At 44.0% G+C, this 26895-nt stretch carries 21 protein-coding genes and 1 other annotated feature; of the genes, 5 read left to right on the top strand and 16 right to left on the bottom strand.

From position 1 onward, the window contains the following. Window positions 1-123: 123 nt before the first annotated feature. The 3 genes from FFM70_RS00575 to FFM70_RS00585 are packed head-to-tail and all read right to left on the bottom strand — an operon-like array spanning window position 124 to window position 3816. On the bottom strand, window positions 124-1020 hold the full coding sequence (locus tag FFM70_RS00575; protein ID WP_137614922.1) for an ROK family protein: 897 nt from the start codon (window positions 1018-1020) through the stop codon (window positions 124-126). 26 nt (window positions 1021-1046) lie between these two features. Next, window positions 1047-2630 carry an alpha-L-rhamnosidase-related protein gene (locus FFM70_RS00580; protein WP_137614923.1) on the bottom strand — a complete coding sequence of 528 codons (1584 nt, stop codon included), beginning with the start codon at window positions 2628-2630 and terminating at the stop codon, window positions 1047-1049. Between the two features lies 1 nt (window position 2631). Then, window positions 2632-3816: an MFS transporter gene (locus FFM70_RS00585; protein WP_137614924.1), complete on the bottom strand. Its 1185-nt coding sequence runs from the start codon at window positions 3814-3816 to the stop codon at window positions 2632-2634. A gap of 209 nt (window positions 3817-4025) precedes the next feature. Between FFM70_RS00585 and FFM70_RS00590 the strand changes: the two genes are divergently transcribed. After that, window positions 4026-5000 carry an AraC family transcriptional regulator gene (locus tag FFM70_RS00590; RefSeq protein WP_137614925.1) on the top strand — a complete coding sequence of 325 codons (975 nt, stop codon included), beginning with the start codon at window positions 4026-4028 and terminating at the stop codon, window positions 4998-5000. A 55-nt stretch (window positions 5001-5055) separates the two neighbouring features. Here the strand turns inward: FFM70_RS00590 and FFM70_RS00595 are convergent, their stop codons facing one another. Beyond that, window positions 5056-6786, bottom strand: coding sequence for an ABC1 kinase family protein (locus FFM70_RS00595; RefSeq protein WP_137614926.1), 1731 nt, complete (start codon window positions 6784-6786; stop codon window positions 5056-5058). 144 nt (window positions 6787-6930) lie between these two features. Beyond that, window positions 6931-7186 (top strand) — a binding site (T-box leader). 68 nt (window positions 7187-7254) lie between these two features. On the opposite strand from FFM70_RS00595, the gene brnQ reads away from it, so the two are divergent. Then, window positions 7255-8640 carry a branched-chain amino acid transport system II carrier protein gene (gene brnQ / locus FFM70_RS00600; protein ID WP_137614927.1) on the top strand — a complete coding sequence of 462 codons (1386 nt, stop codon included), beginning with the start codon at window positions 7255-7257 and terminating at the stop codon, window positions 8638-8640. 65 nt (window positions 8641-8705) lie between these two features. Here brnQ and FFM70_RS00605 read toward each other — a convergent pair whose 3' ends face one another. The 5 genes from FFM70_RS00605 to FFM70_RS00625 form a co-directional block, all read right to left on the bottom strand. Further along, the gene (locus tag FFM70_RS00605) at window positions 8706-8999 is read right to left on the bottom strand and encodes a type II toxin-antitoxin system HicB family antitoxin (protein ID WP_137614928.1); all 294 of its coding nucleotides are present in this window, start codon (window positions 8997-8999) and stop codon (window positions 8706-8708) included. Between the two features lie 155 nt (window positions 9000-9154). Then, complete coding sequence (locus FFM70_RS00610; RefSeq protein WP_137614929.1) at window positions 9155-10156, bottom strand: LacI family DNA-binding transcriptional regulator; 1002 nt, start codon at window positions 10154-10156, stop codon at window positions 9155-9157. A 43-nt stretch (window positions 10157-10199) separates the two neighbouring features. Continuing rightward, window positions 10200-11666, bottom strand: coding sequence for a UDP-glucose--hexose-1-phosphate uridylyltransferase (locus FFM70_RS00615; protein WP_137614930.1), 1467 nt, complete (start codon window positions 11664-11666; stop codon window positions 10200-10202). Then, complete coding sequence (gene galE, locus FFM70_RS00620) at window positions 11666-12670, bottom strand: UDP-glucose 4-epimerase GalE (RefSeq protein ID WP_137614931.1); 1005 nt, start codon at window positions 12668-12670, stop codon at window positions 11666-11668. The genes FFM70_RS00615 and galE overlap by 1 nt, the downstream gene beginning before the upstream one ends. A gap of 27 nt (window positions 12671-12697) precedes the next feature. Continuing rightward, window positions 12698-13876, bottom strand: coding sequence for a galactokinase (locus FFM70_RS00625; protein ID WP_137614932.1), 1179 nt, complete (start codon window positions 13874-13876; stop codon window positions 12698-12700). A gap of 282 nt (window positions 13877-14158) precedes the next feature. Between FFM70_RS00625 and FFM70_RS00630 the strand changes: the two genes are divergently transcribed. Next, entirely contained in the window at window positions 14159-15619 is a 1461-nt protein-coding gene (locus tag FFM70_RS00630; RefSeq protein ID WP_137614933.1) for a sugar porter family MFS transporter, read from the top strand. Window positions 15620-15696: 77 nt separating this feature from the next. Here the strand turns inward: FFM70_RS00630 and FFM70_RS00635 are convergent, their stop codons facing one another. After that, window positions 15697-16728, bottom strand: a complete 1032-nt coding sequence (locus FFM70_RS00635) for an aldose epimerase family protein (protein ID WP_223877391.1) — start codon at window positions 16726-16728, stop codon at window positions 15697-15699. A gap of 197 nt (window positions 16729-16925) precedes the next feature. Here FFM70_RS00635 and FFM70_RS00640 point away from each other — a divergent pair, with 197 nt between their 5' ends. After that, window positions 16926-17147, top strand: a complete 222-nt coding sequence (locus tag FFM70_RS00640) for a hypothetical protein (protein WP_137614934.1) — start codon at window positions 16926-16928, stop codon at window positions 17145-17147. Window positions 17148-17673: 526 nt separating this feature from the next. On the opposite strand, the gene aroD is transcribed toward FFM70_RS00640, so the two are convergent. The 6 genes from aroD to FFM70_RS00670 form a co-directional block, all read right to left on the bottom strand. After that, on the bottom strand, window positions 17674-18435 hold the full coding sequence (aroD, locus tag FFM70_RS00645; RefSeq protein ID WP_137614935.1) for a type I 3-dehydroquinate dehydratase: 762 nt from the start codon (window positions 18433-18435) through the stop codon (window positions 17674-17676). 24 nt (window positions 18436-18459) lie between these two features. Then, a complete protein-coding gene (locus FFM70_RS00650; RefSeq protein WP_137614936.1) occupies window positions 18460-19350 on the bottom strand; it encodes a shikimate dehydrogenase in 891 nt (296 codons plus the stop codon). A gap of 128 nt (window positions 19351-19478) precedes the next feature. After that, window positions 19479-20966, bottom strand: coding sequence for a glycoside hydrolase family 1 protein (locus FFM70_RS00655; protein ID WP_137614937.1), 1488 nt, complete (start codon window positions 20964-20966; stop codon window positions 19479-19481). 165 nt (window positions 20967-21131) lie between these two features. Next, window positions 21132-22595, bottom strand: a complete 1464-nt coding sequence (locus FFM70_RS00660) for a glycoside hydrolase family 1 protein (protein WP_137614938.1) — start codon at window positions 22593-22595, stop codon at window positions 21132-21134. Between the two features lie 27 nt (window positions 22596-22622). Further along, complete coding sequence (locus tag FFM70_RS00665; RefSeq protein WP_137614939.1) at window positions 22623-24611, bottom strand: beta-glucoside-specific PTS transporter subunit IIABC; 1989 nt, start codon at window positions 24609-24611, stop codon at window positions 22623-22625. A 162-nt stretch (window positions 24612-24773) separates the two neighbouring features. Further along, window positions 24774-25622, bottom strand: coding sequence for a PRD domain-containing protein (locus tag FFM70_RS00670; RefSeq protein ID WP_137614940.1), 849 nt, complete (start codon window positions 25620-25622; stop codon window positions 24774-24776). Window positions 25623-25966: 344 nt separating this feature from the next. Between FFM70_RS00670 and FFM70_RS00675 the strand changes: the two genes are divergently transcribed. Next, window positions 25967-26593 carry an HAD family hydrolase gene (locus tag FFM70_RS00675; protein ID WP_137614941.1) on the top strand — a complete coding sequence of 209 codons (627 nt, stop codon included), beginning with the start codon at window positions 25967-25969 and terminating at the stop codon, window positions 26591-26593. Window positions 26594-26895 lie beyond the last annotated feature (302 nt).

Raw genomic sequence — 26895 nt, forward strand, 5'->3', positions numbered from 1 at the left:
GTTGCAATTCAAAAGCGGATTACCTGACCAAGTCGGTCGGATAATCCGTTTTTTACTGGCCTAATTATGTTATGTTCTGCATATAATTACGCTTTATATGCAAAATATAACATAATAATAGCCTCATTTAATCACTTGTAACAGGTGATAAAGTGCACCATATAGATTTGCATCGTTACTGAACTTAGCAGTCACAATTTCCGGTACCGTCAAGGTCTGTTGAATAATTGGTAACTGTTGATGTAAGGAATGATAAGCCTCACGTATCGTTTTGGTCACAATTGGCTGCGCAGAAATCCCACCACCAATCACATAACGCTGAACATCAAGAACACTCTGTAAATTATGAATCGTTAAAGCAATTTCTTGACAATATGCTGTAAAAATTGGTACTGCGCGTTCGTCGCCTTCATTAATAGCTGCAAAGACTTTTAAGCCATCATGACGATCAGGTAGTTGTAATTTTGTCGCAATCTCCTCAATCATCTTAACTGCGGACCCCTGCGCGCCAAGTAAATTAGTCATTGTCGGTTGTAATTTAGTCAACATAAGGCTAATTTCACCAGCTTGAAAATGCGTTCCCATGAACAACTGTCCATTTAAAACCAAGCCACTACCAACCCCAGTTCCAAGTACCAATGCAACCCCATTTTGAACATCTTTCAGGTTGCCTAACCAAAGTTCTGCTAAGGCCGCTGCTTTGCCATCATTTTCAACTGCTAGCTGAACATCACTGGGTAACGTTAACAGTGACAGCAATTGTTGCTGATCCAAGAATGGCAATGAACCACCACCATAAATCGTTTCATCCGGATGAGTCACCTTTCCCGGAATGCTAACTCCCACACCAACATATTGATTCTGGTAACGATTGATGATGTTTTGGATGGTTGCAATAAAGTCAGTTAAACTGGTCGTTGGTGTTGGTACATGATGTTTCTCACACAACTGCCCACTGTGATTCATTAAGGCATACTTTATCATCGTGCCACCAACATCAAAAACTAAATATTTCGCCATTTCATTCTCCCTCATCTCTCGCAAGCCTAGTTCACCAAATATTTACGAATTAAATATGTTGGCGTACAGCTCCAAGCATGACAATAGCTATTGATGATGGGACTACCGTACGGTGAAAAGTTTAAATCTTCCGGTTCAAATGCTTCAAAGAAGGTATCTGCCCCTAGTTCAATCATCTTACCCCAATATGATTTGATTAGCTTGATTCCGTCGGTACGATGATTTGATTCAAACAAGGCTGCCACAATATGGTGATACATATATGGCGTCGCAATCCCGGTAACTGGGAACAAGCTTTCAATCGCCTTTGACATCAACTGATTGTTCGCTTGATCATCTAAAACATGTGCTAGTACCATCCAAACTTGGCTAGCAATATTGATTTCACGGTTAGGACCACTGACAAATAAGCCTTGTTGGACATCAAACAATTGGTCAATTGCCGCTTTTGAATATGATGCTACCAGCTTTTGATAGTGTTGCACCGCCGTTGGTTCGACTTGCTGAGCCATATCAACAAACTGTTTTAAAGCATAAATTAAGATAGCTTGCCCAGCAGTTGCTTTATCGATTTCATTGGACCAATCTACAAATACCGGCCAGTCTTCATTCATTTTCAATAAGTCATCTGACCCAACTTCGGCAATTGCTAAATCAATCTGACGCTTTGCAATCGGATATAACTCTTTCAAAACGGTCATATCCTGTGATTGTGTATAATAATCACTCAACACTGAAATAAAGAATAGGCTGTAATCATACATAAATGTATCATCAGGTTGAGGCTTCGGCTCAGTAAACACATTAGCTGAAATTTTTCCGTCCACTGTAGTCATTCCGGCAAATAAATACAGACATCTCTTAACTAATTCTGAATCATTGAAAGTGGCATAATTAGCCAACGCTTGTAACCGTAAATCTCCCAACCAGAGACGATGATCACGCTTAGGACCATCCTCGAAGACTGTCTGCATACAATCATGTAACGTTTTGATGCTAACTTCATCAATCTTTTTGAGCATCGGATCATCAATTTTTACTGATGGAACAGTATCCATGCTAACGGCACTTTCAGTCACAACTTCTGGATTGCTAAAGCTAGCTTGCCACTTAGGTGACGTATCTTTCACTTCAATTTCAACATAACGAAAAGCGTAACGCCGCGGTAGACTTAGTTTGGCTGGTAACACATCCAAATGAACATACTCTTCAGTAATCCATGAACTGCTTAACCAGCCGTCGTAAGTACTAGCTTCCACACCAATTTCAGCTGGCGTTTCCGCAAACGTTAAGTGTAAATACAAAGGTGCATCCATCGGTGAGCCAACTGAGTCGATATCAATGCTGAACCGGCCAACTTGATGGTCGCCAAAGTCTAATACTAACTTGCCACCCTTTTTTAAGGTATATTTTGGTAAATTTTCAATAGCCTGTTGGTTTGAAACGGCCTTAAATCCATTGAATGCAGCTGAGTCTGCCACAATGTCAACCAAATCAGTAGGCTTAACGACGGTATGTTTTAGTGTAGGCCGATTAGCTTCAGCTTTTGCCAGTAAATCCTCATTGTGATTAAATTTAATATCATTATTGATTTGAAATGTAAATGCCATGTTAATTCTCCTTCAAGACTTGCTTATTCCGCCGGCTCAACACAAAGATAAAACCAATGACTGCCATTGCTGCCAGAATGATGCTCCCAACCATAAAAATACCATTTACAGCAGTCGTCCCTGACAACATACTTAATAGCGCCAAGCCATATGGTGACATCGATGACCCTAGATTCGAACCAACAAGCAATAATGACGTTGATAAGGTTGCTGATCCAGCGGGTGAAACAATGCTGACTTGGTTGAATAGATATGGCACGAATAATGAAAACGAAATTCCAGTTAAAATTCCACCAAATCCAGCCAATATGACATTATTAGCCAGTGCTAAGCATAAGAAGCCAATAGCCATTAATACAACTGAAAACGGAATCGTGTATTGACGAACGACCTTGAATACGGCACCAAATGCAAAACCGGCCAACATACCACCAATCGACATAATACTAATAATATTGGCCGCATCTGTGGCACTACCATAGCCATTGGTTGTCAATAACAACGCCAACTTGACTTGCGCCGCCATATAAATAACCAAAACAACGAATAGAAACAAGACATAACCGATAACCTGTACATTAGTCGATTGTTTAGCCGGCTTGTCACTAGATTTGGTTTGTGCCTGCAAACCTTCCTTTTCGGGACTAGGCACAAATAAGATAAATAAGACTAGAATTGGTAAAATGATTGCATAGATCCAAAAAGTAACATGCCAGTTTGTCTTTAATAATTGACCTGCAACATAGGTCATAATTGCCGTGCCTAACCCTTGGAAGGCACTTTGAAATCCGATTAATTGCGCCCGCGTGTCCCCATCAAAGAAATCACTGATCATGCTGACTGCCAATGAGTTGAATAACCCAAAACCGACACCTAAGCCAGCACGCGAAATCAAAACAACCGTAAAATCGGTGCTAAATACCGGTACTAATCCAGAAACCAAAGCAATGATTAACCCAAGAACTACCGTCTGTTTAGAACCAATCTTTTTAGCAACAAAACTACTTAGTAAAACAAATATCACAACCATCAGGGCCGGAATCGTGGTGAGCATTTCAACTGACGATAATGGTTCATTCGTGAAAGTCTTGGCCATCGCTGGAATATTCCCAGAAATTGCCCCGGCTGACGTTAAAACCAATGAAATTGACAAAAGTGAAAATTTCATTAACCATCCTTTTTTCATAACAGTTACCTCTTTCTTGTTATCGCTTACAAATGCTATTAAACCGTTTTCATCAGCAATCAACAATGGCTTGGCTACATAAGATATATATCCTAACTACAGGTTCACAATCTTTAGTTAGGCGTATTCAAGTTACACATCCTAATTGAAGTTGCTCAATATTTTGTGCTACCATTATCGAAATGACAGTTAATTTAGAGGTATTTATTATGAATAGTATCGAATTAGACCAACACTTACGCAGTGAGGATCCGATTGAAACACAGCAACGGCTACATGGTGGTAACATCAATGATGTCAAAATTACAGCTAGCCATTCTGGCATCCCAGAAATGCCCAAGACTACTTTCTTTAAACGTGGCAATATTTTTGTTAACAAACACCATCGATACTCATATATGCCAGCCCATACCCACAGCTTTATTGAACTTAACTATATGTATTCCGGCCATAGTACCCAATACATTAATGACGAAAAGATAACCTTACACGAACATGAAATTATTTTAATGGATAAGGATATTGTTCAAAAAATCGACTACGTTGGAAAAAACGATATTTTAATCAACATTCTGATTCGTGATGATTCAATTCTGACTAGCATTTTGACTAATCTTTCACAGTCTAAGAACCTTGCGACACAATTTATGATCAATGCTGCGCAAGTAAACGCCGTCCATAATAACTTTGTCGTTTTTGATATCCGTAAAAATGAAATGGCCCTATCCCTCATTAATGATCTAATTATTAAAGGACTCGGCAATGACCCCTATCGTAATCGTTCAATGAACTTATTGTTATCGCTAATTTTAACCGAATTAGCTAATGCTATTGAAGTAACTGCCCAAGCAGCTGCGGACAACCACAATGATTTATCTCATATTCTGACTTATATTGACAGGCACTTTACAACATTAAGTTTGCAACAATTAGGTAAACATTTTGGCTACAACGCTAATTATTTGGGCAATAAATTGAAGGCGGAAACTGGACTGACTTTTAAAGAATTGATTGCGAAAAAACGATTAGCTGAAGCCGAAGAGCTACTCCTCGAGACTAATTATTCAATTAACGAAATTTCTGAACGTATTGGCTATCAAAGTCCACCGTCACTTTTTAAACTGTTTGATAAATCACTCGGATTAACCCCAATTCAATACAAACAAAACAAGTTGAAATACTAAAAAACGATTTGGTTTTCCAGCAAAGTTATTTTGCTGAAAGCCAAATCGCTTTTTCTTATTTTTGTCGCCAATGTCGATACCAAGAATGTAGCGTACCAATCACTAGTCCAATAATCACCACGACCGCCGTCACGTATCCAAAGATCCCGATATACGTAATCCAATTGTTGTCGGAATGACTCTGAACCAATAACGACGACCCCACGATCAATGCGGCCAAAATGACGGCCAAGACAACTTTATTTACCATTGTATCAATCCGGTCGATAAACATCTTCCGGTGTGAGAACACGATATTGACCCGTGTTTGCCCATTTTCAAATGTATCTAACGCTGACAACAACCGCGACGGTAGTTTAGGCGTGTCGCGCAAGCTTTGGGCAGTCGCCAACAAGCCATCTTCCAATTCATTGCGTAAGTTTAAGTGTTCACGCATGTACTGACGGGCAAATGGCCGCGCCACGTCCATCATCGATAGTGTTGGATCAAGCGTTTCAACAATGCCTTCGATCGTTCCAAACGCTTTGCCGAGTAACGTGACTTCAGGATTAACCTGAATATTATTAGTCCGACAAACTTTAACCATTTCAAAAATTAGGCCTTGGAAGTCAATATCACCTAAACCGGAGTTGTAATACTGGCCTAAAAACGGTGCTAACTCACTAAAGAAAGCTTCCTCGTCGACCTCACCCGTCCGATTGGAAATAGCCAAAATAGCTTTACCAACTTGGCGCGTGTTTTCAGTCGTAACCGCGATCACCACATTCGCAATCCCGTCCATCAAGTTAGGGCTGATTGAGCCCATCATGCCAAAGTCTAGATAGACCAAACGATATGGAGGTAACTTCCGTTTACCAATGATTCCAGTCGTTTTCGCTACGGTATCGTTATACCCAATATCATCTTTTTTCAGTTCTCGCAAAAGAATATTACCGGGATGTGGATCAGCGTGGAAAAAGCCATCTTCAAAAACTTGTTTTAAGAAATTAGTGACCAAAACATGCGCTAAATATTGGCGTTCTTCATCATAACGATGGTCGTCAGCTTCATCCGCCTTAATCATTTTCGCCATAAAGTGTTGAATGCTCGTTCCGGGCATGTATTGATTAACGAGCACTTTCTGGGTACTGTATTTCGCATACACATGAGGCACTCGCAAAATATCATCATGATCATTTAAGTGATAAAACCGGGTCCCATTGCGAACTTCAATACTGGTATCTAACTCGTTGAATAGTGACCGTTTAATCTCTGCGACCATTTCTCGTAAGTCAATGACCGAGGAATCTGGAATATACCGTAATAGCGGTAAGGCGCGTTCAAATAATGAAATATCCAACGCGACTTCGGCATCAATGCCTGGATGCTGGACTTTGACCACAACTTTTTGGCCATTTAACAACGTCGCATGATGGGTCTGCCCCATTGAAGCTGACGCGAATGGTTTTTCATCAAAGCTGGCAAACATTTCAGACATTTGCTTACCAGTTTGCGTTTCAATCGTCTTTTTGACCACGTCAAATGAATCTGACCGTACGTTATCTTGTAATTTTTTAAATTCATTCGCAAATTCAGGCTTCACAATATCTGTTCGTGAAGACAAAATCTGACCAACTTTAATAAAAGTCGGCCCAAGCTCTTCAAAGGCGGCCCGCACCTGACTTGGATGCTTTTGGCGTGCTAAATTGCTCAACACATTATATTTACGGATCACACTGACAATCGTTCGGAACCGTGTATGTCGGTTCTGATTGGCTTGCCACTTAGGAATTGGTTCTTCAGCCATTTGCAGGCCCCCTTGCTAATCATAATTTATCTCTATTATCCATCTTTCAACCTAAATTCGCACTAACTGAATCACCTTTTTCAGAAAAAAGGTTGACAGGAACTCAAAACGGCTGTAAATTATAGGCACATTAAAAAACGGTTAACAAACGCGTTGATAAACACAGTACGTGATTGTCGTCCTTTTCAGAGAGTGCCGGTTTGGTGAGATGGCACAATGACACAATTACCGAAAATCAGTTTTGAGCGGCAGTGACGATGGCTTAGCCTAGTTGCTGTTGGGTGCTCCCATTATCGAGCCAGGGTATCGCAAGTGACCGGTCACTTGCCGTACCTGTGAAGGTAATTATAGCAATATAATTACAAAGCTAAGGTGGTAACGCGTTTTAAACGTCCTTGTATCTGAGAGATCTCTCAGAATGCAAGGACGTTTTTTTGTTTAACCGGCAAAAATTAAGGAGTGTTTTACATGCTAAATAAAATCCAAAAACGAAACTTAACAAAACGTGATTATGTCACCCTCAGTTCCATGATCTTCGCCCTCTTCTTTGGCGCTGGTAACTTAATCTTTCCACTGCATCTTGGGCAATTAGCTGGGAGTCATTGGGGTGTTGCGGCCGTGGGCTTTCTAGTAACAGCCGTCCTACTCCCATTGCTCTCCGTTTTAGCCGTCTGCGTGACCAAATCTAAAGGCGTCTACGACATTGGTAAGCCGCTCGGCGCAACGTTTGCCATTGTCTTTATGGTTCTGATTCACTTTACCATCGGCCCCTTCTTCGGTACGCCACGGACCGCGACCGTTTCTTTCACCGTTGGCCTGGCACCATTTTTCCCAGCTAAGTATCAAACGCTGGCTTTACTTGTCTTCTCCGCCGCTTTCTTTGGCCTAGCTTATTACTTATCCTTGGAACAACATAAAATCATGAACCGTGTCGGTAAATTATTAAATCCCTTATTTTTGCTATTATTAGTCGTCGTTTTCTTTGTCGCTTTCAGTAGTCCCCTAGCTAGTGCCGGAAACACTGCGGCTACTGCAGCTTATCAAACAGCTGGTTTCACAAATGGCTTCTTGCAAGGCTATAACACGATGGATGCCTTGGCTGGGTTGGCATTAGGCGTCACCATCGTCACCGCCGTCAACTTCATGGGTCAAACCGATCCGAACAAGGCTGCTTGGGTCACCGCACGCGCTGGGCTATTTTCCATGAGCTTTGAAGGCGTCATCTACGTGCTCTTAATCCTAGTCGGTGCGCAATCGTTAGGCATGTTTAAACTTTCCGATAACGGCGGGGTCGCTTTTAATCAAATCGTTAATCATTACATGGGTACTTTTGGTCAAGCCGTTTTGGCCGTTCTGATCATCACGACCTGTTTAACGACCGCGATTGGTCTAGTCGCTGCTTTTGCTCAAGACTTCCATAAACACTTTGGCTTTTTGAGTTATAAGGCTTGGTTACGACTCACTTGTTTGGCGTCATTCTTGACTGCCAATGTTGGCCTAAACCAAATCATTGCTTGGTCGACCCCCGTCCTCATGTTTCTTTACCCGTTGGCCATGGCACTCATCTTCTTGTCCATCTTATCGCCATTATTCCACCGAGCAGCGGTCGTTTATCGCTGGGTCGTGGTCTTCACCGTTGTTCCTGCGCTATTTGATATGATGGCAGCCTTCCCAGCATCCGTCAGTCAATCAGCGCTTGGTCACGCAATGGCACACGTTCAATCGTTCATGCCACTCGCAGCTAGCGGGATGGATTGGCTCGTTCCCGCTTTAGTCGGCGCAGTCTTTGGTACCTTACACTACCTGTTATTACAACATAGTAAAAATGCGATGACCGTTGGCGAACATGACTAAACCATAAGCAAAGGTCGTCCTAAAATCACCCCAAGACTGGTGAATTTTAGGACGACCTTTTTGTATTAAAGCATTTGCGTGGCATGTTGCCGTCGATAGTCATCAATATTAACGGATACAATCACGACTGTTGCTGATGTCGCTGGAATCGTTTCAGAATTAATTGGTAATGATTGCCCATTTTCCAAACGTAGGTTAGCTGCTAATCCGATATAATCCTGTGCCATCGCAATACCGTCTGTCAGCGAACTACCTTGCGTCATTCCTTCAAATGTCGGAATTTCAACCAGATATGGCACATCCGTATCATCTTCAGCGTAACTAATTATAATTGGACAGGTGATTACGCAATCTTCCATTTCAATCTTCCTCACTCAATGTTATTAATAAAGCTACGATTGGCACTATTAAACCCAATCGTAGCTTTTAAATTTTAACTCATTTGATTAAAGTAAGTATAACATTGGTGCTTGAAGAACCTGATTAAAGCCACTCACCAATTAGCTTATATTAGTTATTTTGTACTGTCACGGGCCATCAACTGAGCGCCTAATTCTACTCGTTGTGGGACCGTCCGACCAGTCTTCAACCGATTAACAATCAGATCAACCGCGGTCGCACCCATTAACTCGGTCGCCACCCGAACCGAACTCAGCTCAGGATAGACAAAGGTCGCTAGCGAGGTGTCATTAAAGCTGAACAACTTCACTTGTTCAGGCACCTTAATATTAGCGGCTTGTAACGCCTTCAACGCGCCGGCCGCCATTGGGTCATTAGCGATAAAGAAGGCCCGTGGTAAATCCGATCCTAGTGTTTTAATCGCTTGTTGCATCATCTTAAAGCCAGATTGGCTCGTATAGTCTCCCTGAAAAACGTGGCTTGGCTCAAACGCATGGCGCTTCGTCATCGCTGCCTTGAAGCTGATGAAACGTTGATCTGGCACTTCAACGGCTTGGTCAGTCGTCATTTCGACACCATGGATCATGCCGATATCTTGAATGCCTTGCTGCCAAAAATACGCCACGACTTGTTCGGTTGCCAACTTAAAGTCGGTCAAAACGCTATCGAAGCCGGCCTCAAATTGATCATCATCCACAAAGACCAGTTTATCCGTCAAGGTCGCCATATTTTCGACCTGTTGCGGACTGAACTTACCGACTGCGATGATGGCATCCACGTCCGCATCCAGTTTGCCCGTGTCATTTTGGAAAATGCGCGTCACTTCAAATTGATGTGCCTGGCCTTGGCGTTCAATACCCATTCGAATCGACATGTAGTACAAGTCATCTTGTTCTTTAGACTCTGAATACCATTGAACAATCGCCAACTTTTGCTTGGCAACCGGCACATTCGCCCGACGTTTGTTTTTTGAATATTGTAAATTATCCGCTACCGTAAAAATCCGTTGCCGGGTTTCATCGCCGACTGATAACGATTGATCATAGTTTAAAACCCGCGAGACCGTCGCCATTGAAACACCGACGGCTTTTGCGATATCTTTCAGTGTTGCCGCCATTGTGTACGGCCCCCCAACGCAATTTGTTTAGTCATTTCAAAAATTACTGTGCTTTTACCGTCGCCACGAAGCGATCAAAAGCCGCTTCGCCGGTCGCGTCCCACTTAAATACCCCAGCATCTGCTAAGACGCGGGCAAAGACTTGGCCCACTTCACGGTCGATGATTTCGGTGACGTTGGCTTCAGTAAAGTCATACTTATTTTTGAGTGCATCCGCCCAAGGTTGATGCATCGCTACCATCTGATTATGACGGCCCAAAACATAATTTGCAACCTCATGGAGTTCCGTCTTCAATCGTGCTGGCAAAATAGCGCGTCCCATGACTTCGATTAGACCGATATTTTCTTTCTTAATGTGCTGAACATCCTGATGTGGATGGAAAATACCATCTGGATATTGTGCAGAAGTCTGATTATCCCGCAACACTAAGTCTAAGACATAGTCATCGCCAACTTTACGAGCGATTGGCGTCGTGGTGTGGTGACGCACATTGTCGGTATACGCCCGCACATCAACACTTTCATCAGAATAGGTCATCCACGCTTGATGGATCTTCGTGGCAGCGTCTAATAACGCCTCAGTGTTCGAACTCGTCAAGCGAATCGTTGACATGGGCCATTTAACAATGCCAGCGGACACGCCAGCGACACCCAAATCAATGGCGCGTGCAATCGGCGCTTTCATCATTGGAAAGACATGGCGCCCGCCTTGATAATGTTCATGTGTCAGCATCGACCCCCCGACAATCGGGAGATCCGCGTTACTGCCGACAAAATAATGTGGAAATTGTTTAACAATTTCAATTAAATTGCTGAACGTCTGGCGATTGATCACCATTGGCCGATGCACTTTATCTAAGAAAATCGAATGTTCATTAAAATAGGCATAAGGTGAATATTGGAATCCCCAAGTTTCACCGCCTAGCGTCATACGAATCACCCGATGATTACTCCGGGCTGGGTAGCCCAAACGCCCAAGATAGCCTTCATTTTCCATGCAAAGTTGGCACAATGGATAACCATTTTCTGGTTGATCCTTTGCGGCCGCGATAGCTTTCGGGTCCTTTTCAGGCTTCGATAAATTGATGGTAATTTCCAAGTCACCAAAATCAGTTTTAGCCGGGAAAACCACATTTTTCGCGATTGCGCGGGTTTTGATGTAGTCATTGGCCTTGCTCAAGTTGTAAAAATAATCTGTCGCAGCTTGAGGACTCGTCTGATATTTATTCCAAAACGTCTGATTTAAAGCCGATGGTAACGGCGTCACGAGATCCATTAATTGATCCGCCAAAATGTCTTTATCAGACGGACTATCTTCAATCTTGCCTTTCTTGATAGCCGTTTGTACTAAGGCATCTGTCAGACTCGTTAATTGGTCATCAGCAGCTTCAACTGGCGTCTCATCGCCGACAAGCGCACAAACGCGGTTATGCACATAAATTTGGTCTAATTCAGTATATTGCGAAGGCGACGCAATGACGGCCGCCACAAATTGATCAACGGTTGTCATTAAGCTTGGCCTCCCCGATCGTTATAACCAGCTGGATGACTCTGTTTCCAGTTCCAGGCTGTCTTAATAATTTCTTTGACATCATCATACTGTGGTGCCCAGCCCAAAACGTCGCGAGCCTTGTCACTAGCCGCAATCAAAGTGCTAGGATCACCCGCACGCCGTGGCGCCATCACTGCTGGAATCGGTTTGCCTGTGACTTCGCGAGCCGCATCCAACATCTGTTTGTTTGAGAACCCAGTTGATGAGCCAAGATTGAAAGCATTGCTGTCATGGCCTTGTTTCAAATATTCCAAGGCCAAAATGTGGGCATCCGCCAAATCGACGACGTGGACGTAATCGCGCACATTGGTGCCATCTGGGGTTGGATAATCATCACCGAAAATTTGTAATTGATCGCGTTCACCAGCAGCCACTTGTAAAATAATTGGCACTAAATGCGTCTCGGGATGGTGGTCTTCACCGATGCTCCCATCCGGCTTCGCACCAGCCACGTTGAAGTAGCGTAAGGCCACAAACTTAATGCCATACGCGATGTCCGACCAGTGCATGATCTTTTCCATCGCTAGTTTACTTTCACCATAAGGATTCGTTGGCACTTGTGGATCAGTTTCTTTGATTGGCACTTGCTTGGGTTCACCATAAGTCGCGGCGGTTGATGAGAAGACGATTCGTTTCACATCATGTTTGTGCATGACTTCGAGCAATTTGACCATGCCAGCTGTATTATTATCGAAATATTTGAGTGGATCCTTCATCGATTCTGGGACAACAGAAAAGGCCGCAAAGTGAATCACGCCTTCTACATTTTCCCAATCGAAGACTTCGTTCATAAAGTCAGTATCCCGCACATCACCTTCGTAGAAACGCGCCTTAGGATTAATCGCAGCCTTATGTCCAGTCACCAAATTATCCACTACTGCGACGTCGTAACCTTTTGCAATCAACCGATCAACTGCGTGTGAGCCGATGTAGCCCGCACCGCCTAAAACTAAAACTGCCATGTCAATTCCTCCGCTTTCTCTAAATCCTTAAGCTTCAACCAAATTCAATTCTTTAGGGCCATCCGCAATTTCAGCAATATAGAAATCTGCGTCATAGCCAATCGTCTCATGATAAGCCTTGCCAACCGCAGCCTTGAAGTTTTCCACTTCATCTTTAGCCACAATGGCAATCGCACAACCGCCAAAGCCAGCACCAGTCATCCGGGCACCTAAGACGCCAGGTTGTTTCCAAGCCGTTTCGGCCAACGTATCAAGCTCTTTCCCGGTGACTTCATAGTCAAAATGTAATGACACGTGCGAAGCGGTGACTAAGCTCCCAAAGGTGGTTAAATCATCGTTGGCCAACGCTTTCGTTGCACGAATTGCACGTTGGTTTTCGAATACCGCGTGCCGGGCCCGTTTGATCAAAGTGGCATCATTAATGAGGTAAGCCGCTTCGTCAAATTCCGCTTCAGTCAAATCACCTAATGACTTAATCGCAAGTTTCGTTTGTAACCGGCGCAACGCTTCTTCACATTCAGCGCGACGTTCATTGTATTTAGAATCTGCTAATTCGCGGCGTTTGTTCGTATTCATAATCACAATCACATGATCGCCCAATTTTACTGGGGCATAGGAATAGTCCATGGTGTTGGTATCAAGCAAGATAGCTTGATCTTTTTTACCCATTCCCACGGCAAATTGATCCATAATCCCAGAATTAACACCAATATAGTTGTTTTCACATTTTTGACCCAATTTGACCAAATCGAGTTGACTCACCGTCAAGCTAAAGGCCGTCTTCAAAACGATCCCAGTTAACAATTCAATGGAAGCCGATGACGATAAGCCGGCACCATCTGGCAAGTTACCATGGACGTATAAATCAAAGCCATGGTCAAACTTAACCCCAGTCTTAATTAGCTCTGCCATCATGCCCTTAGGATAATTCGTCCAACCAGCGGCTTTGTTATAAGTCAAATCGTTCACATCAAAGGTAACGATTCCTTGATCAGCAATATTCGCCGAGAACATCCGCACAGTTTGGTCCGTCCGCGCCGCATACACACCGTATGTCCCAATGCTAATGGCACAAGGGAAAACGTGACCACCATTATAATCAGTATGTTCACCAATCAAATTGATCCGACCCGGTGAAAAGAAGACCCGTTCTGGTTCACGATCAAAAGTTGTTTTGAATTCTTGCTGTAAGTCGCTGGTTTTCATAATTAAACCCTCCGTTTTGTTTTACTAAAAGTTTTACTAGAGTTAATATAAGCCTTTCCATCACCGCTGTCAATCGGTCTCAACCGTTTTCATTTTTTGCGGCCTGTTTTCAATGTCAACTAATGGCTTAACAACACTCTTCGACCACCAAATGATTGACTAACTCCCTCGTTTTCAACAAAGAAAGCGCTTGACAAAGGCACTAATCTTGACCTAAACTCTTTTAAGTAAACTTTAGTAAATAAAATTGTAATTGCTTAACCTATTTAGGAGGAAATCAACATGGCATCTAAGGAAGAGACTCATCGCAAGTTTTACGTTATCCTCATCTCACTCGCGGCTGGGATGGCGGGCTTGCTCTACGGCTACGACACCGCCTGTATTTCAGGGGCCATTGGCTTTTTAAAGACCCTTTATCATCTGTCCCCGGCCGCACAAGGCTTCATTACGTCTAGTATTATGATTGGGGGCGTTGTTGGCGTCGCCTTCTCCGGATTTTTGAGTGATCGTTTTGGTCGCCGGAAGATTCTGATGTGGGGCGCGGGGTTGTTCTTTATCGCCGCCTTGCTTTCAGCCGCTACCCATAGTCCTGCCGAATTAATTGGCGCTCGCATCATTGGGGGCATTGGGATCGGCTTAGCCTCCTCACTCGCAACGACCTACATTTCCGAAGTAGCACCGGCCGCGATTCGTGGAACTTTGTCTTCCTTATACCAACTGTTGACCACGATTGGGATTGCCTTGACTTACTTCGTGAACCTCTTGATCGTTAATCAAGGCGGTTATCATTGGGGCGAAGTCACTGGTTGGCGCTGGATGCTCGGCATCGGTGCCGTCCCAGCCTTACTTTTCTTCATTGCCTTAGTTGTCGCCCCCGAAAGTCCACGTTGGTTAATTCAACATACAAAAGTCGAAGCTGGCTTTAACATTCTCGTTAAAATCAACGGTCAGGCTGGCGCACAAAATGAAATGACTGAAATTGCGACTGCTATTCGTCGTGATCGCAATTCAACCTTAGCCAAGCTGTTCCAACCAGGCTTGCGGCGCGCACTTGGTATCGGGATTTTTCTAGCCTTCTGTAATCAGGCTGCTGGGATGAACGTCATTATGTATTATGGCCCGCAAATTTTCCAGACGGCTGGCTTTGGTGGAAACTCCCAATTCATGGCAACTGCTGGGATTGGGGTCGTGAACATGTTGGCCACGATTGGCGCTACCTTAATGATCGACCGTGCCGGCCGGAAAAAGTTACTGATGGTCGGTGCCGGCTTGTTAACCGCTTGGTCAGCCGCAATTGCTTACGCCTTCGCTAGTGGTAACGGCCTGTTGTTGTTAGTGAGCCTCTTTGGTTTCGTGATCTCATTTGCGATTTCAATGGGACCGATTCCTTGGATCATGATTCCCGAACTCTTCCCTACTTATTTACGGGCTCGGGCTTCCGGTATCTGTACCGTCTTCCTATGGGGCGCCAACTGGGCAGTCGGCCAATTTACCCCGGTCATGCTAAATGCTTGGGGCGGTCGCAATACCTTTATCTTCTTCGCCTTGATGAACGTCATCATCTTCGTCGGCGTTCACTTCTTCGTTCCAGAAACGAAAGACAAAACTTTAGAAGAAATCGAAGCCTTCTTCTGGCCTAAGAACCACGCTCGCGCTACCGACGCCAAGGTCGATTTGGCCCAAAGTCAAAATGAAACGCGGGCACAAGTCAAAAAAGCCGACCGAAAGACTTTCATTAAATAAATTATGTGATACTATTATAAGTATAATTATTAGGTACAGTAAGGGCCGCATCTTTCGATGTGGCCCTTGCTTTTTGTTTATTTGGTTAAACGCTCATATTGATAACTGATTGTGTGAGTCACCGGTTGACCGGGTCGTAAGATGATATCACCAAAATCTTTTTGGTTGATCGCATCTGGCAACGTTTGCGCTTCAGTCGCTAAAGCATTGTAGTGATGGGCCGCTTGTGCTTCACCATCAAAGGGATTAGCCGTGAAAATAATGAGACTATTCCGATCCGAATATAAGGTCACTTGCCGCTGTCCTTCAGTATCACCTAACGCCGCAATCGGGATCGTTGCACTTGGGGTCACTTCATAGGCATCGTCAAATTCAACGCCATCACTTTCAACCTTAAGTTGCTTCAATGCTTCCTGAACAGGTTGTGGGTAGTTAAAATCATAGGCAGTGTCTTTAACCGCTAATTTCTGCCCAGTTGGCACCTTTTCAGCGTCGAAGGCTAAATGCTGATCACTATGGATCTGTAACCATTGATGATCTAAGCTCGTCCGATCGTCCGCGACATTCCAGTAAACATGATTCGTTGGATTAAAGAGCGTGGCTGCATCCGTCGCACCAGTAAAGGCAATCGAAACGCGGTTCTCGTTATTGAGTGTAAATTTAATCTGTAAGTCTAAATTGCCTGGATAATTGTCATCCGTGGCTTCAATGTGATGACTCAACGTTACACTCACACTGTCGGCTGTTTGGCTAAACTCACCAGCAAAATTCAACGTGTTGAACCCATGGTAACCGCCATGTAAAGAATGCGTCTGTTCATTCATATCAACTTGATAAGTTTGCCCATCGATTTTAAATTTGGCGCCGCCAATGCGACCAGCTACCCGACCAATTGATTGGCAAAGACAAAAACCGACCCGCTGGTAATCTGCCAGACTATCGAGCCCCCAGATCAAGGGATGCTCAACACCATCTTCGTTGACGACAAACTCCTGCCAAGTCCCGCCATAGCTCAAAACTGAGATTCGCGTTTGTTGATCATTAATTAAGGTATACCGCATCACATCTTGACCATCAAGTTGGTCAAAAACTGTTGCTTTAGTTTCCAATTAAAACACCTCCGTAATTTATAAACCGTTTTCATTATTTATTATAGCAGAAGCGCTCACCAACTTTAGTAAAAGTTTTAACTAGCTGTAAATCCAACTAGGCTTGACTATTGACAGCTTTCAGGAATATTGCTAAGCTTTTAGAAAGCGCTTTATTTAACAAACAAGTCACGCTTACATACTAGGAGGATTCACTTATGATTTTTGTAAACTCACCACTCATGCAGGACAAAATTATCGACTTACTCAACAACTTCGACGAAGACGGCATCAACTTCGAATTCGTTGATAAGCAAGGAATGAAGATGCGTTTCAAGACTAACGCCGATGACACCGAAGCAGCTGCTAAACGTGCCAAGTCAGCAATCAAAGCCCAAGATTGGGGTACCGCTATTTTCTTCCAAGCAGCAGCCGAATAGCACCGTGCAATTCACTAGCAATGTCCTTCGTGGCATTGCTATTTTTTTATCATTTAATTTATGAGTGGCTTTAGTATTAGGCTAATGATTCTAATGGGATACTAAACATACAGGAAGTTTTGAGGGTAGGTGGCTGTTTAGACTTGAAAGGTGGTGGTGCAATGCAAAATATTGTACCGATACTAGGAAAGGATTCCAGCCTTGGACGTTTTGGGTTGGCTCGGAATTGGACTTGGGTGTGCACGTTTGACACTTGATCTGTTCAAATTCATCTATCGAGTCATACAAGACCAGAAAACAAAAAAATAACCACCTAATCAACTTTAGCCGGTTTTAGGTGATTATCATCATCAATTACTTGTTGCTGGCCACTGCCTTTGAAGCAGCTTGCCAAGGGAGTGCTCATTTGCACTTCCTTTTTACGTTTTCACTATACCATATTTTTCAAAAATAGCGCGCTTTTTACGCTTCTATTTAAAGTTACAATATCATTTAGCAAGAAACTGGTCTACTAAGTTTTATGGGTTTACCCCTTCAGCTTCAACTCGTCTAACACTGGCCGTAATCGATCCACCGCAATTTGTCCGGGAGCGGACGCTGCCCCAACCGTCGCGAATGATAAACACGACCCAAAGACCTCACCCGCGAGACGTGAAACTTTGCCCAGATCACCCATCGACATCGTAATAATTGGTTGATTCAGCGTCTCGCGTGCCTCATTAGTGGCGGCTAACAACGTCAAAACATCTGTTGGCGACTGTGGCATCACCGCAATTTTGGCAATGTCAGCGCCCCAAGCGACCATGCTCGTCAATCGCTGAACCAGTTCAGCTTGCGCTGGCGTTTTTGCAAAATCATGATTACTCATAATGACCACAACATTTTGCTGATGGGCTTGAGCAACGACTTGTTTCACACTAGCCTCATCGTGATAGCGTTCCACATCCAATGCATCCGTAAACCCACCGACCAAGATCGCATGACAAAGCTGGAAGTAAGCTGTCTCGTTTAAAGCGAGCTCGCCACCTTCCCCGTGCGTCCGAAAAGTAGTCAGCAATGCTAAATTTCCTAGTGCTGCCCGCAACTGTTGCCCCGTTTGCTGTAATTTTTCGGCATCCGTGACATCCTCATAGAAATCCACCCGCCATTCAACTAAATCTGGCTGGGCTGCTTTAATCGGCGCAACCGCGGCCAGAATTTCAGCGGTCGTGTGGCCGGTAATCGGGACGGCAATTTTAGGCCGCCCGGTGCCGAGTGCGAGTTGCCGACAATTAACGACTCCTGCCATAATCCAAACCCCTTTCGACCACTGTTAGTTAGCGGCATCCGTTTCATCATCAAATAAAATTTGGTGAATGTAATCCACCGGCATATCTTCCCCCGTCCAAAGTTTGAAGGCAGCGGCACCTTGTTCCAACATCATGCCAAGACCGTTGAAGACGTGTTCGACCCCAGCAGCCTGAGCGACCGCCATCAATTTCGTCATCCGTGGGGCGTAAACGGTGTCAAAAACAACGAGGTCTTTGCGGAACCAGCTTGGATCATCGATCAAAGTCTGACCTTCCAATGGCTTCATCCCGACACCAGTTGAATCTGTGTAAATGAACGAGTCTTGAATCTCAGCTTTGAAATCGTCACGATCTTCTAGCGCATGCAAAGTGGCGTGACAATCAGTCCGTTCGTTGATCAACTTAACGTTGCGAACCGCATTATCCCATTCCGCATCATGCAAATTAAAGATCGAGAGCTCGCTAACGCCATCGAGAGCCGCCTGCACCGCAATCGCTGTCCCCGCCCCGCCAGCACCGGCTAAGGTCATCTTATGACCGCGAATATCGATGCCTTCGTCGTCCAAAGCTTTCATAAAGCCAATCCCATCGGTCGTATAACCAGTCAACACGCCGTCATCGTTCACGATTGTGTTCACCGCGCCAACCATTTCAGCGGCTGGATCTAACTTATCTAACAATGGAATCACTTTTTGCTTGTTAGGCATGGAGATATTTGAGCCACGCATGTCGAGCGTCCGCAAGGCATTGATCGCAGCTGGCAACTTCTCAGCTGTCACATCAAAGGCTAAGTAAGCGTAGTTTAGGCCGAGTTTTGCAAAAGCGTTGTTGTGCATGGTTGGCGACATGGAGTGCCGGATTGGGTAAGCCATTAAGCCGATTAAGATCGTGTGTCCATCAATTCGTTCTGTCATTAAGAATTCCTCCTGAAATTTTAACCGTATTTTAACTTATCTACCATCTTAGCAAACTCGCTGGCCTTAATAAACCGTAAAATAAAAATAGTGCCCAGCAAATTTGCTGAACACTATCATTGAACGGTCTAACTCAAATCAATATCGAGTGGATTCGCCTTGGGCTCAACCGGCTTCTTCTTTTCTAAGCCGTTGTTCTTGATAACATCTTGATACCAGTAGAACGACTTCTTCCGGTAACGATCCAAGGTACCCTGACCTTGGTCATCCAAATCAACATAGATGAAGCCATAGCGTTTGCTCATTTCACCTGTCGAAGCACTGACCAAATCGATACAGCCCCATGGCGTGTACCCCATCAAGTCAACACCATCTGCGATGGCACCGGCCATTGCTTGGATATGTTGCTTCAAGTAGTCAATCCGGTAGTCGTCTTCGACATAATGGTTCTTATCAGGTTTATCGATCGCACCTAACCCATTTTCAACAACGAAGAGGGGCTTCTGATAACGATCATATAATTCATTGAGCGCGATCCGTAACCCAGTTGGGTCAATTTGCCAACCCCAGTCACTGGCCTTGAGGAATGGATTTTTAACCCCACCCATCAAGTTACCAGCCACCGTATCAGTCGCTTGGTCGGTCGTTTCAACGGCCATCGACATATAATAACTGAAGCCAATATAATCAACTGGATATTGTTTCAATAAGGCTAGTTCGCCATCCGTGATCTGTAAATCTTCAAATTTCAAATCATATTTAGCTAATAACCGCTTAGTATAAGCTGGATATTCACCGCGAACTTGAACATCGCCACAGAAATAATTGAAATCTTGGTTCTGTTGCAAATTAGCAAGTTGGTTTATTGGATTTGAATCATAACTATAACTTGTCGCATAGAGAATCATGCAACCAACTTGTAAGTTTTTCCGGAGTTCGTGCGCAATTTTAACCGCTTTGGCACTCGCCACAAACTGGTTATGCCAAGCTTGGAAAACATTCTTTTTATCGTTGGCGCCAGTTGATGGGACCATTCCTTGACCCATGACTGGGAAATGGGCGGCACTATTGATTTCATTGAAAGTCATCCAATACTTAACTTTGTCGGCATACCGAGTCAAAACGGTCCGGGCAAAGCGTTCGTAAAATTCAATCAAGTAGTGGTTCTTCCAACCACCATATTTTTTAGCTAAGTTAAGTGGTAATTCATAATGTGAGATCGTGATTACTGGCTGAATGTCGTGTGCTAAGCATTCGTCAATCACGTCATCATAAAATTTCAGTCCAGCTTCATTAGGTTCTGTCTCGTCACCGTTAGGGAAAACGCGGGACCAAGCGATTGAGAAGCGATAGCACTTGAAGCCCATTTCGGCAAACAGAGCAATATCTTCCTTATAACGATGGTAAAAATCGATGCCTAAATGATTTGGATACGTGTATTTCGCTTCATCGATCGTCCAATCAAAATCTGGTTGTGACACGATCTTAAACCGGTCTTTGCCACCAGGTAAGGCATCGGCGATGGAAAGTCCCCGACCCCCATCTTGATAGCCGCCTTCAAGTTGGTTCGCAGCGGTCGCACCGCCCCATAAAAATCCTTCTGGAAATGCTGACATTAAACTGACACCCTTTCTGACTTGCCTGATTTATTAGGCTTGTTAGCCCTTACATTCTTAGTATAATCAATGTTAGTTAGTAAATTCAACCTTAAATCGGTCCGAATAACTAAACGTTAGCTAAAATAGTGACCACCGGCAGTCGTCAGCAGTCACTATTTAACGTTAAGCTAAATCTTCACCATTTGAAGCAATGACTTTTTTGTACCAGTCAAAGGAATCTTTGCGAATTCGCTTCAAACTCCCTTGACCATCATCGTCCTGATCAACATAAATGAACCCATAACGCTTGCTCATTTCAGAAGTCGAGGCACTAATCAAATCAATTGGTCCCCAAGTCGTATAACCCATCAGATCGACGCCATCTTTAATGGCTTCTTTCATTTGTTCAATGTGTAACCGCAAGTAATCGATGCGGTACTCATCATGAACTTTGCCATCGGCGGTCAATTGATCCGCAGCCCCAAGCCCATTTTCAACAATGAATAGTGGCACCCGATAACGATCCCAGAATTCGTTCAATGAGAGCCGTAAGCCAACCGGATCAATTTGCCAGCCCCAATCGCTCGCTTTCAAATAAGGGTTCTTGCCCCCCATATTCAAATTGCCACTGGCTTTTTCAATATTATCATCCGCCGAAGTGACCGTTGACATGTAGTAACTAAAGCTAAGATAATCCACCTTGCCCGCTTTCAAAATGGCTTCATCATCCGGTGCTAACTGGAGTGTCACACCATTATCAGCAAAGTAGCGGTTCATGTATTCTGGATATTCACCACGAACTTGAACGTCGGTAAAGAACAAGTTGAGTTGATCTTGTAACTGAGCAGCTCGCACATCAGCTGGGTTCGGCGTATTGGGATACGTCTGCATCCGCGCCAACATACAACCAATTTTAGCGGCGGGGTCAATTTGATGACACTGTTGCACAGCCAACGCACTCGCGACAAACTCATGATGTAGCGCTTGATAGCGTAATTGCGTCTGAGCCGCAGCGTCGAGGTCACTATCAACCGCTCCAGTTCCCATAAAGCCCCAAGTAGAGGCATTAATTTCATTGAACGTCAGCCAATACTTGACGATACCTTTGTAGCGTTTGAATAGCACTTCGGTATAGCGTGTAAAATTGGCAATCGTTGCTCGGCTTGCCCAGCCATTTTGCTTTAAGGTCAGCCCAAGTGGCATCTCATAATGCGAAATGGTAACGACCGGCTCAATGCCATACTTGTGGCATTCAGCAAAAACGTCATCGTAAAACTTCAGGCCAGCTTCGTTAGGCGTGGCCTCATCACCCTTGGGAAAGATCCGAGCCCAAGCAATCGATAGCCGATACGCCTTGAAACCCATTTCGGCAAATAAGGCAATATCTTCCTTATAGTGATGATAAAAGTCCACGCCACGCCGTTTCGGGTATAACGTTTCAGTTTGATCAGCAATCGCTGCCTGTAAGCTTTCTTGGGTGACCGCGTTCATCGTCAGCTTCTGCCGATCAGCGGCTCTTTTAACCACTTCCGCAGTTGTTAAGCCTTTACCATCAACGTTCCAAGCCCCTTCAACCTGATTGGCCGCCGTCGCGCCACCCCAGAGGAACCCTTTTGGAAAACCAGTTGGGATTGTCTTTGAATACATGTTTAAATCATCCTTTCGCTGTCACTATTAGTCCAAGGTCAACAATGGTTCGGTCGTTTTAATTGACTTAACGTCCGCATTGACCGGTTTAACGTCATGATAATTCTTAGAATTCGTTACCACGATTGGCGTTGTGACTGAGAAACCCGCGTCCTTAATCGTTTGAATATCGAATTCAACTAATGGTTGACCAGCTTTGACCACATCACCTTTTTCAACTAATGTCTTAAAGCCTTTACCATTCAATTCAACGGTATCCATCCCAATATGCATCAGGAGTTCAACCCCATCGGTCGTGTTTAGTCCAACCGCATGGCCAGTTGGGAAGACCAACGCAATCGTCCCATCAGCGGGTGCTACCAGTACGCCATCCGTTGGTTCAATCGCAACCCCTTTACCCATCGCACCAGAAGAGAAGACTTCATCTTGAACATCGCTCAATGGTAAAACCGTCCCCGTTTCTGGGCTAGCTAATTTAGTGGCCACATTATAAGTGACTTCTGGTTTCAAAGCGGTCGGGGTTCCAGTTGAGGCTTGTACGTCAACACCAGCCAATTCTGGTTCGCTCGCCGTTTCAACGGCACTCTTAGCTGGTTTATCATCTACATCAACACTCTTGTAACCAAATAACATTTGTAAAGCAAAACCTAAAACAGCCGCAACTGCCATGGCAATCAATAACCCATAAACTGATGAATCAATCCCATTTTTCGCGTTAATGGCACCAGGAATACTGAAGACACCCATGCCGGCCATCATCCAAAGCTTCGTTCCGGCTAAACCAATAATGGCACCACCGACTGCTGAAGCAATACAGCTAATCACAAATGGGCGTTTCCGTGGTAAGGTCAACCCATAAATCGCTGGTTCCGTGACCCCAAAGATCCCTGAAATAAAGGCTGGGAAAGCAATCCCACGCGTTTTTTCGTTTTTCGTTTGTAACATAATCGCCAAGACGACCCCAGTTTGGGCAAAAGAAGCGGCCAACGATAAAATCAAAATTGGATCGTAACCTTGTGAAGCCAAGTTGGCCATCGTAACGGCAACCAATCCCCAGTGAACCCCAAAAATAACGAAGACTTGCCAGAAAGCACCAATCACGATACCGGCAATGACTGGACTGAAGTTGTAAATGGCCACACAGAACGTTGATAATCCATCACTAATCCAAGTGGCAATTGGTCCGATGACGAGGAATGTGACTGGAACGGCAATCAATAAAGTAATAAATGGCACTAAGAACGTTTTAACAACCGTTGGGACAAATGACTTGGCCCACTTTTGAACTTTAGCCGCGAACCAAACTGCTAAGATAATTGGAATCACTGATGACGTATAACTCATCATGACGACTGGAATCCCTAAGAAAGTCGCATGAATTGATGATTCGAAGAAAGTCCCACTAAATAACGTGGTTAAGACCGTTTTGCTACTATTTAAAGCGACAATATCTGGGTAACAAAGCGCCATCCCAATGGCCATCCCGATATATTTATCCAGATGAAACTTATTGGCGGCCGAAATACTCAAGACGATTGGTAAGAAGTAGAAGAAGCCATCCCCAATCGCGTATAGAATCTTATAGGTCCCAGAATTAGCCGATAACCAGCCAAACGCTAAGAACATCGCGTCAAAACCTTTGATCATCCCAGCGGCACATAAGGCTCCTAACATGGGACTGAAAATACCAGAGATCAAATCAATAAAGCGGTCGGTGAGACTCATTTTTTCATCTTCGCCGTAATCGTCAGGAACTTCACCACCACCGGCAAAGCCACCAATTTTAACTAAGGTTTCATAGACATCTGCAACTTCATTCCCAATCACAACTTGGTATTGGCCAGCAGATTGCACGACCGTGATAACACCGTCCGTATTTTTTAATTCGTCGGTTTTGGCGACGCTTTCATCTTTGAGCTTAAAACGTAACCGAGTGGTACAATGCACGACACTGTTGACGTTCTCTTTACCGCCAACGCCGGCAATAATTTTCTTACTTAATTCTTCATAAGCCATTGCTTGTTCCTCCTAAAAATTAACCTGAGGTAAACAAAAACCCAAATACCCTTGCCTAAAACGCCAGCAACCAAGCACACTTGATTGTGGCACCTTTTGAGCAAAGAAATTTGGGTTCATGCCTGCCTAACCAGTAACACACCTACTAAATCTTCGGTTTACTTATTCTGTTTTTTGACGATGCGTCACACGCCAAATGTGTAAGGTTAAATAGACCTTGTCATCTGGTGATAATGACCAATTTGTCTTACTTTGTAAAAAGGTATCGATTCGTTCGACTGTTTCATAAGCAAACGAATATTTTACCTGCATTAACTGGAGTAATGACGGATCCAGCTCCCCACCACCAACAGTGGTCTGAGCCACCCGCTGCACCATCAACGATCGTAGATGGGCAACGAACCGGTTGTAGTTAAAAGAATCTGGATCAAGCGTTATCTGATATTGATACTGCACAATATCGATAATGCCCGCAATTAATTTGGTAATCTTGATGGTCTCCTGAAGCTTAGAACCATCAGACGCTGCATTGACGAAGTGATAGGTCATGAAGACCACTTCACTCTTAGGTAAAGAAATCTTAGCACAATCTTTGATCATCGCGACAGCTTTTTCAGCGGCCTGATATTCCTTACTAAATAACTTACGAACTTCCCATCGGACCGTTCCATTGTCCACATCGATACCATCATTCGCGCGTTTGATGGCAAAGTCGATGTGATCGGCTAAAACAAAATATTGATAATCGCTAAAACTAAGACCTAACAATGGTTCAACCAAATGGATGACTCGCGTCGTAATCAATAAGGCTTGGGGCTTAATATCTTTAAAACTATCAACGTCGATATTGCCTTGCATGGTTGCAATGAAGCGGCGTTCGATCTTCGTTTCATCGAGGGCGTCCCCCGGATGTTTGCCAAAACCGATGCCTTTGCCAATTACGACCCACTCAACACTTTCGTCGTCTTCCACCAGGGCAGCGTTATTATTAAAGTTCCTTAGAAATTTCATCAACGTGCCTCCTGGATTTTAAATAAAAAAACCTGCCACAATGTAGACCAATCCCCTTAGGAAACCGGTTGTCCAAATTATAGTAGGTTTATGCCTGATCGAGTCAGTAACACGCTTTTATTTATACTAGTTATGTTATCAGGTGATGTAACCGCTGTCAACGGTTGTTTCAAATTTTGTTAGAATTAATTTAAAAGCCTATACCAATATTATAAATGTTAAGACTAATGTGCAGATTTGGCAGTGTTAACTGAGTCATATTCAGGTTTTTAGTCACGATTCAATGTTCGGGTCGTGTTAAACTAAATAGATAACAGTTTTAATTTGAAAGGATCACAACTCATATGACTTATAAAACCATCTTATTCGATGTCGATAATACCTTGATCGACTCTGCTGCCATTGCGGCCACCGTTTTCCACGAAGTCGCTGCTAAGTACGGCGTCGACGTTCCAGCTAAAACAGTACGTGGGTTAGTCGGAATTCCAACTGATAAAATTATCCAACAACTTAAATTAGGCCACGCGACTGAAATCAATACTGACTTTACGCGCGAAATTGGCACCCATAAAGATGAACTTCGTTTGTTTGATGGCATCCATGAAACTTGGGCCAAATTACGCGCGCTGGGTTTGGAAATTGGCGTCGTTACTTCGCGTACCGCAGCAGAAGTGCAAAGTGACTTAGGCAATTTTCCTGAAATCACGAGTCTTCCTATTATTGTGACCGCCGACAAAACGACCGAACACAAACCTAGTGGCGCCCCACTTGAATACGCCATCAAGCAACACGGCCTGGCCAAAGCCGAAACCATGTACGTCGGCGATACCGTCTACGACATGCAATCAGCTTTAAACGCTGGCATCGACTTTGCCAGTGCAACTTGGGGGGCATTACCAACGACCGATTTCTCTAAAGCAACCTACCAGCCAGAAGAACCTACCGATTTATTGGAAATTGTTAGAAAATAATTTTTCACACTAGCGCTTGTGGTGCACTGAGCTTTCTATTCTCAGTGCACCACCTTTTTTTAGTGCAAAAATCAACCCTCACATTTAATAAAATGCCTATAAATAAGGGTTTATAGACTAATTCAAAACAAACATGCATTTTGAAAAGTTGCACAACTTGAGGTATATCAATATTTTTAAACTGATGGTGGTGCACCGATTGCACCAAAAGTCGTCATCCAGATTCACTTTTAAAGCGTTTTCAACGATGGTTTAATAAGCATTGTAAGTTAAGCAAGCGGATTCAAGTCATCAATGCCGTT

The organism is Lactiplantibacillus nangangensis, from assembly GCF_005405065.1.
GTDB lineage: Bacteria > Bacillota > Bacilli > Lactobacillales > Lactobacillaceae > Lactiplantibacillus > Lactiplantibacillus nangangensis.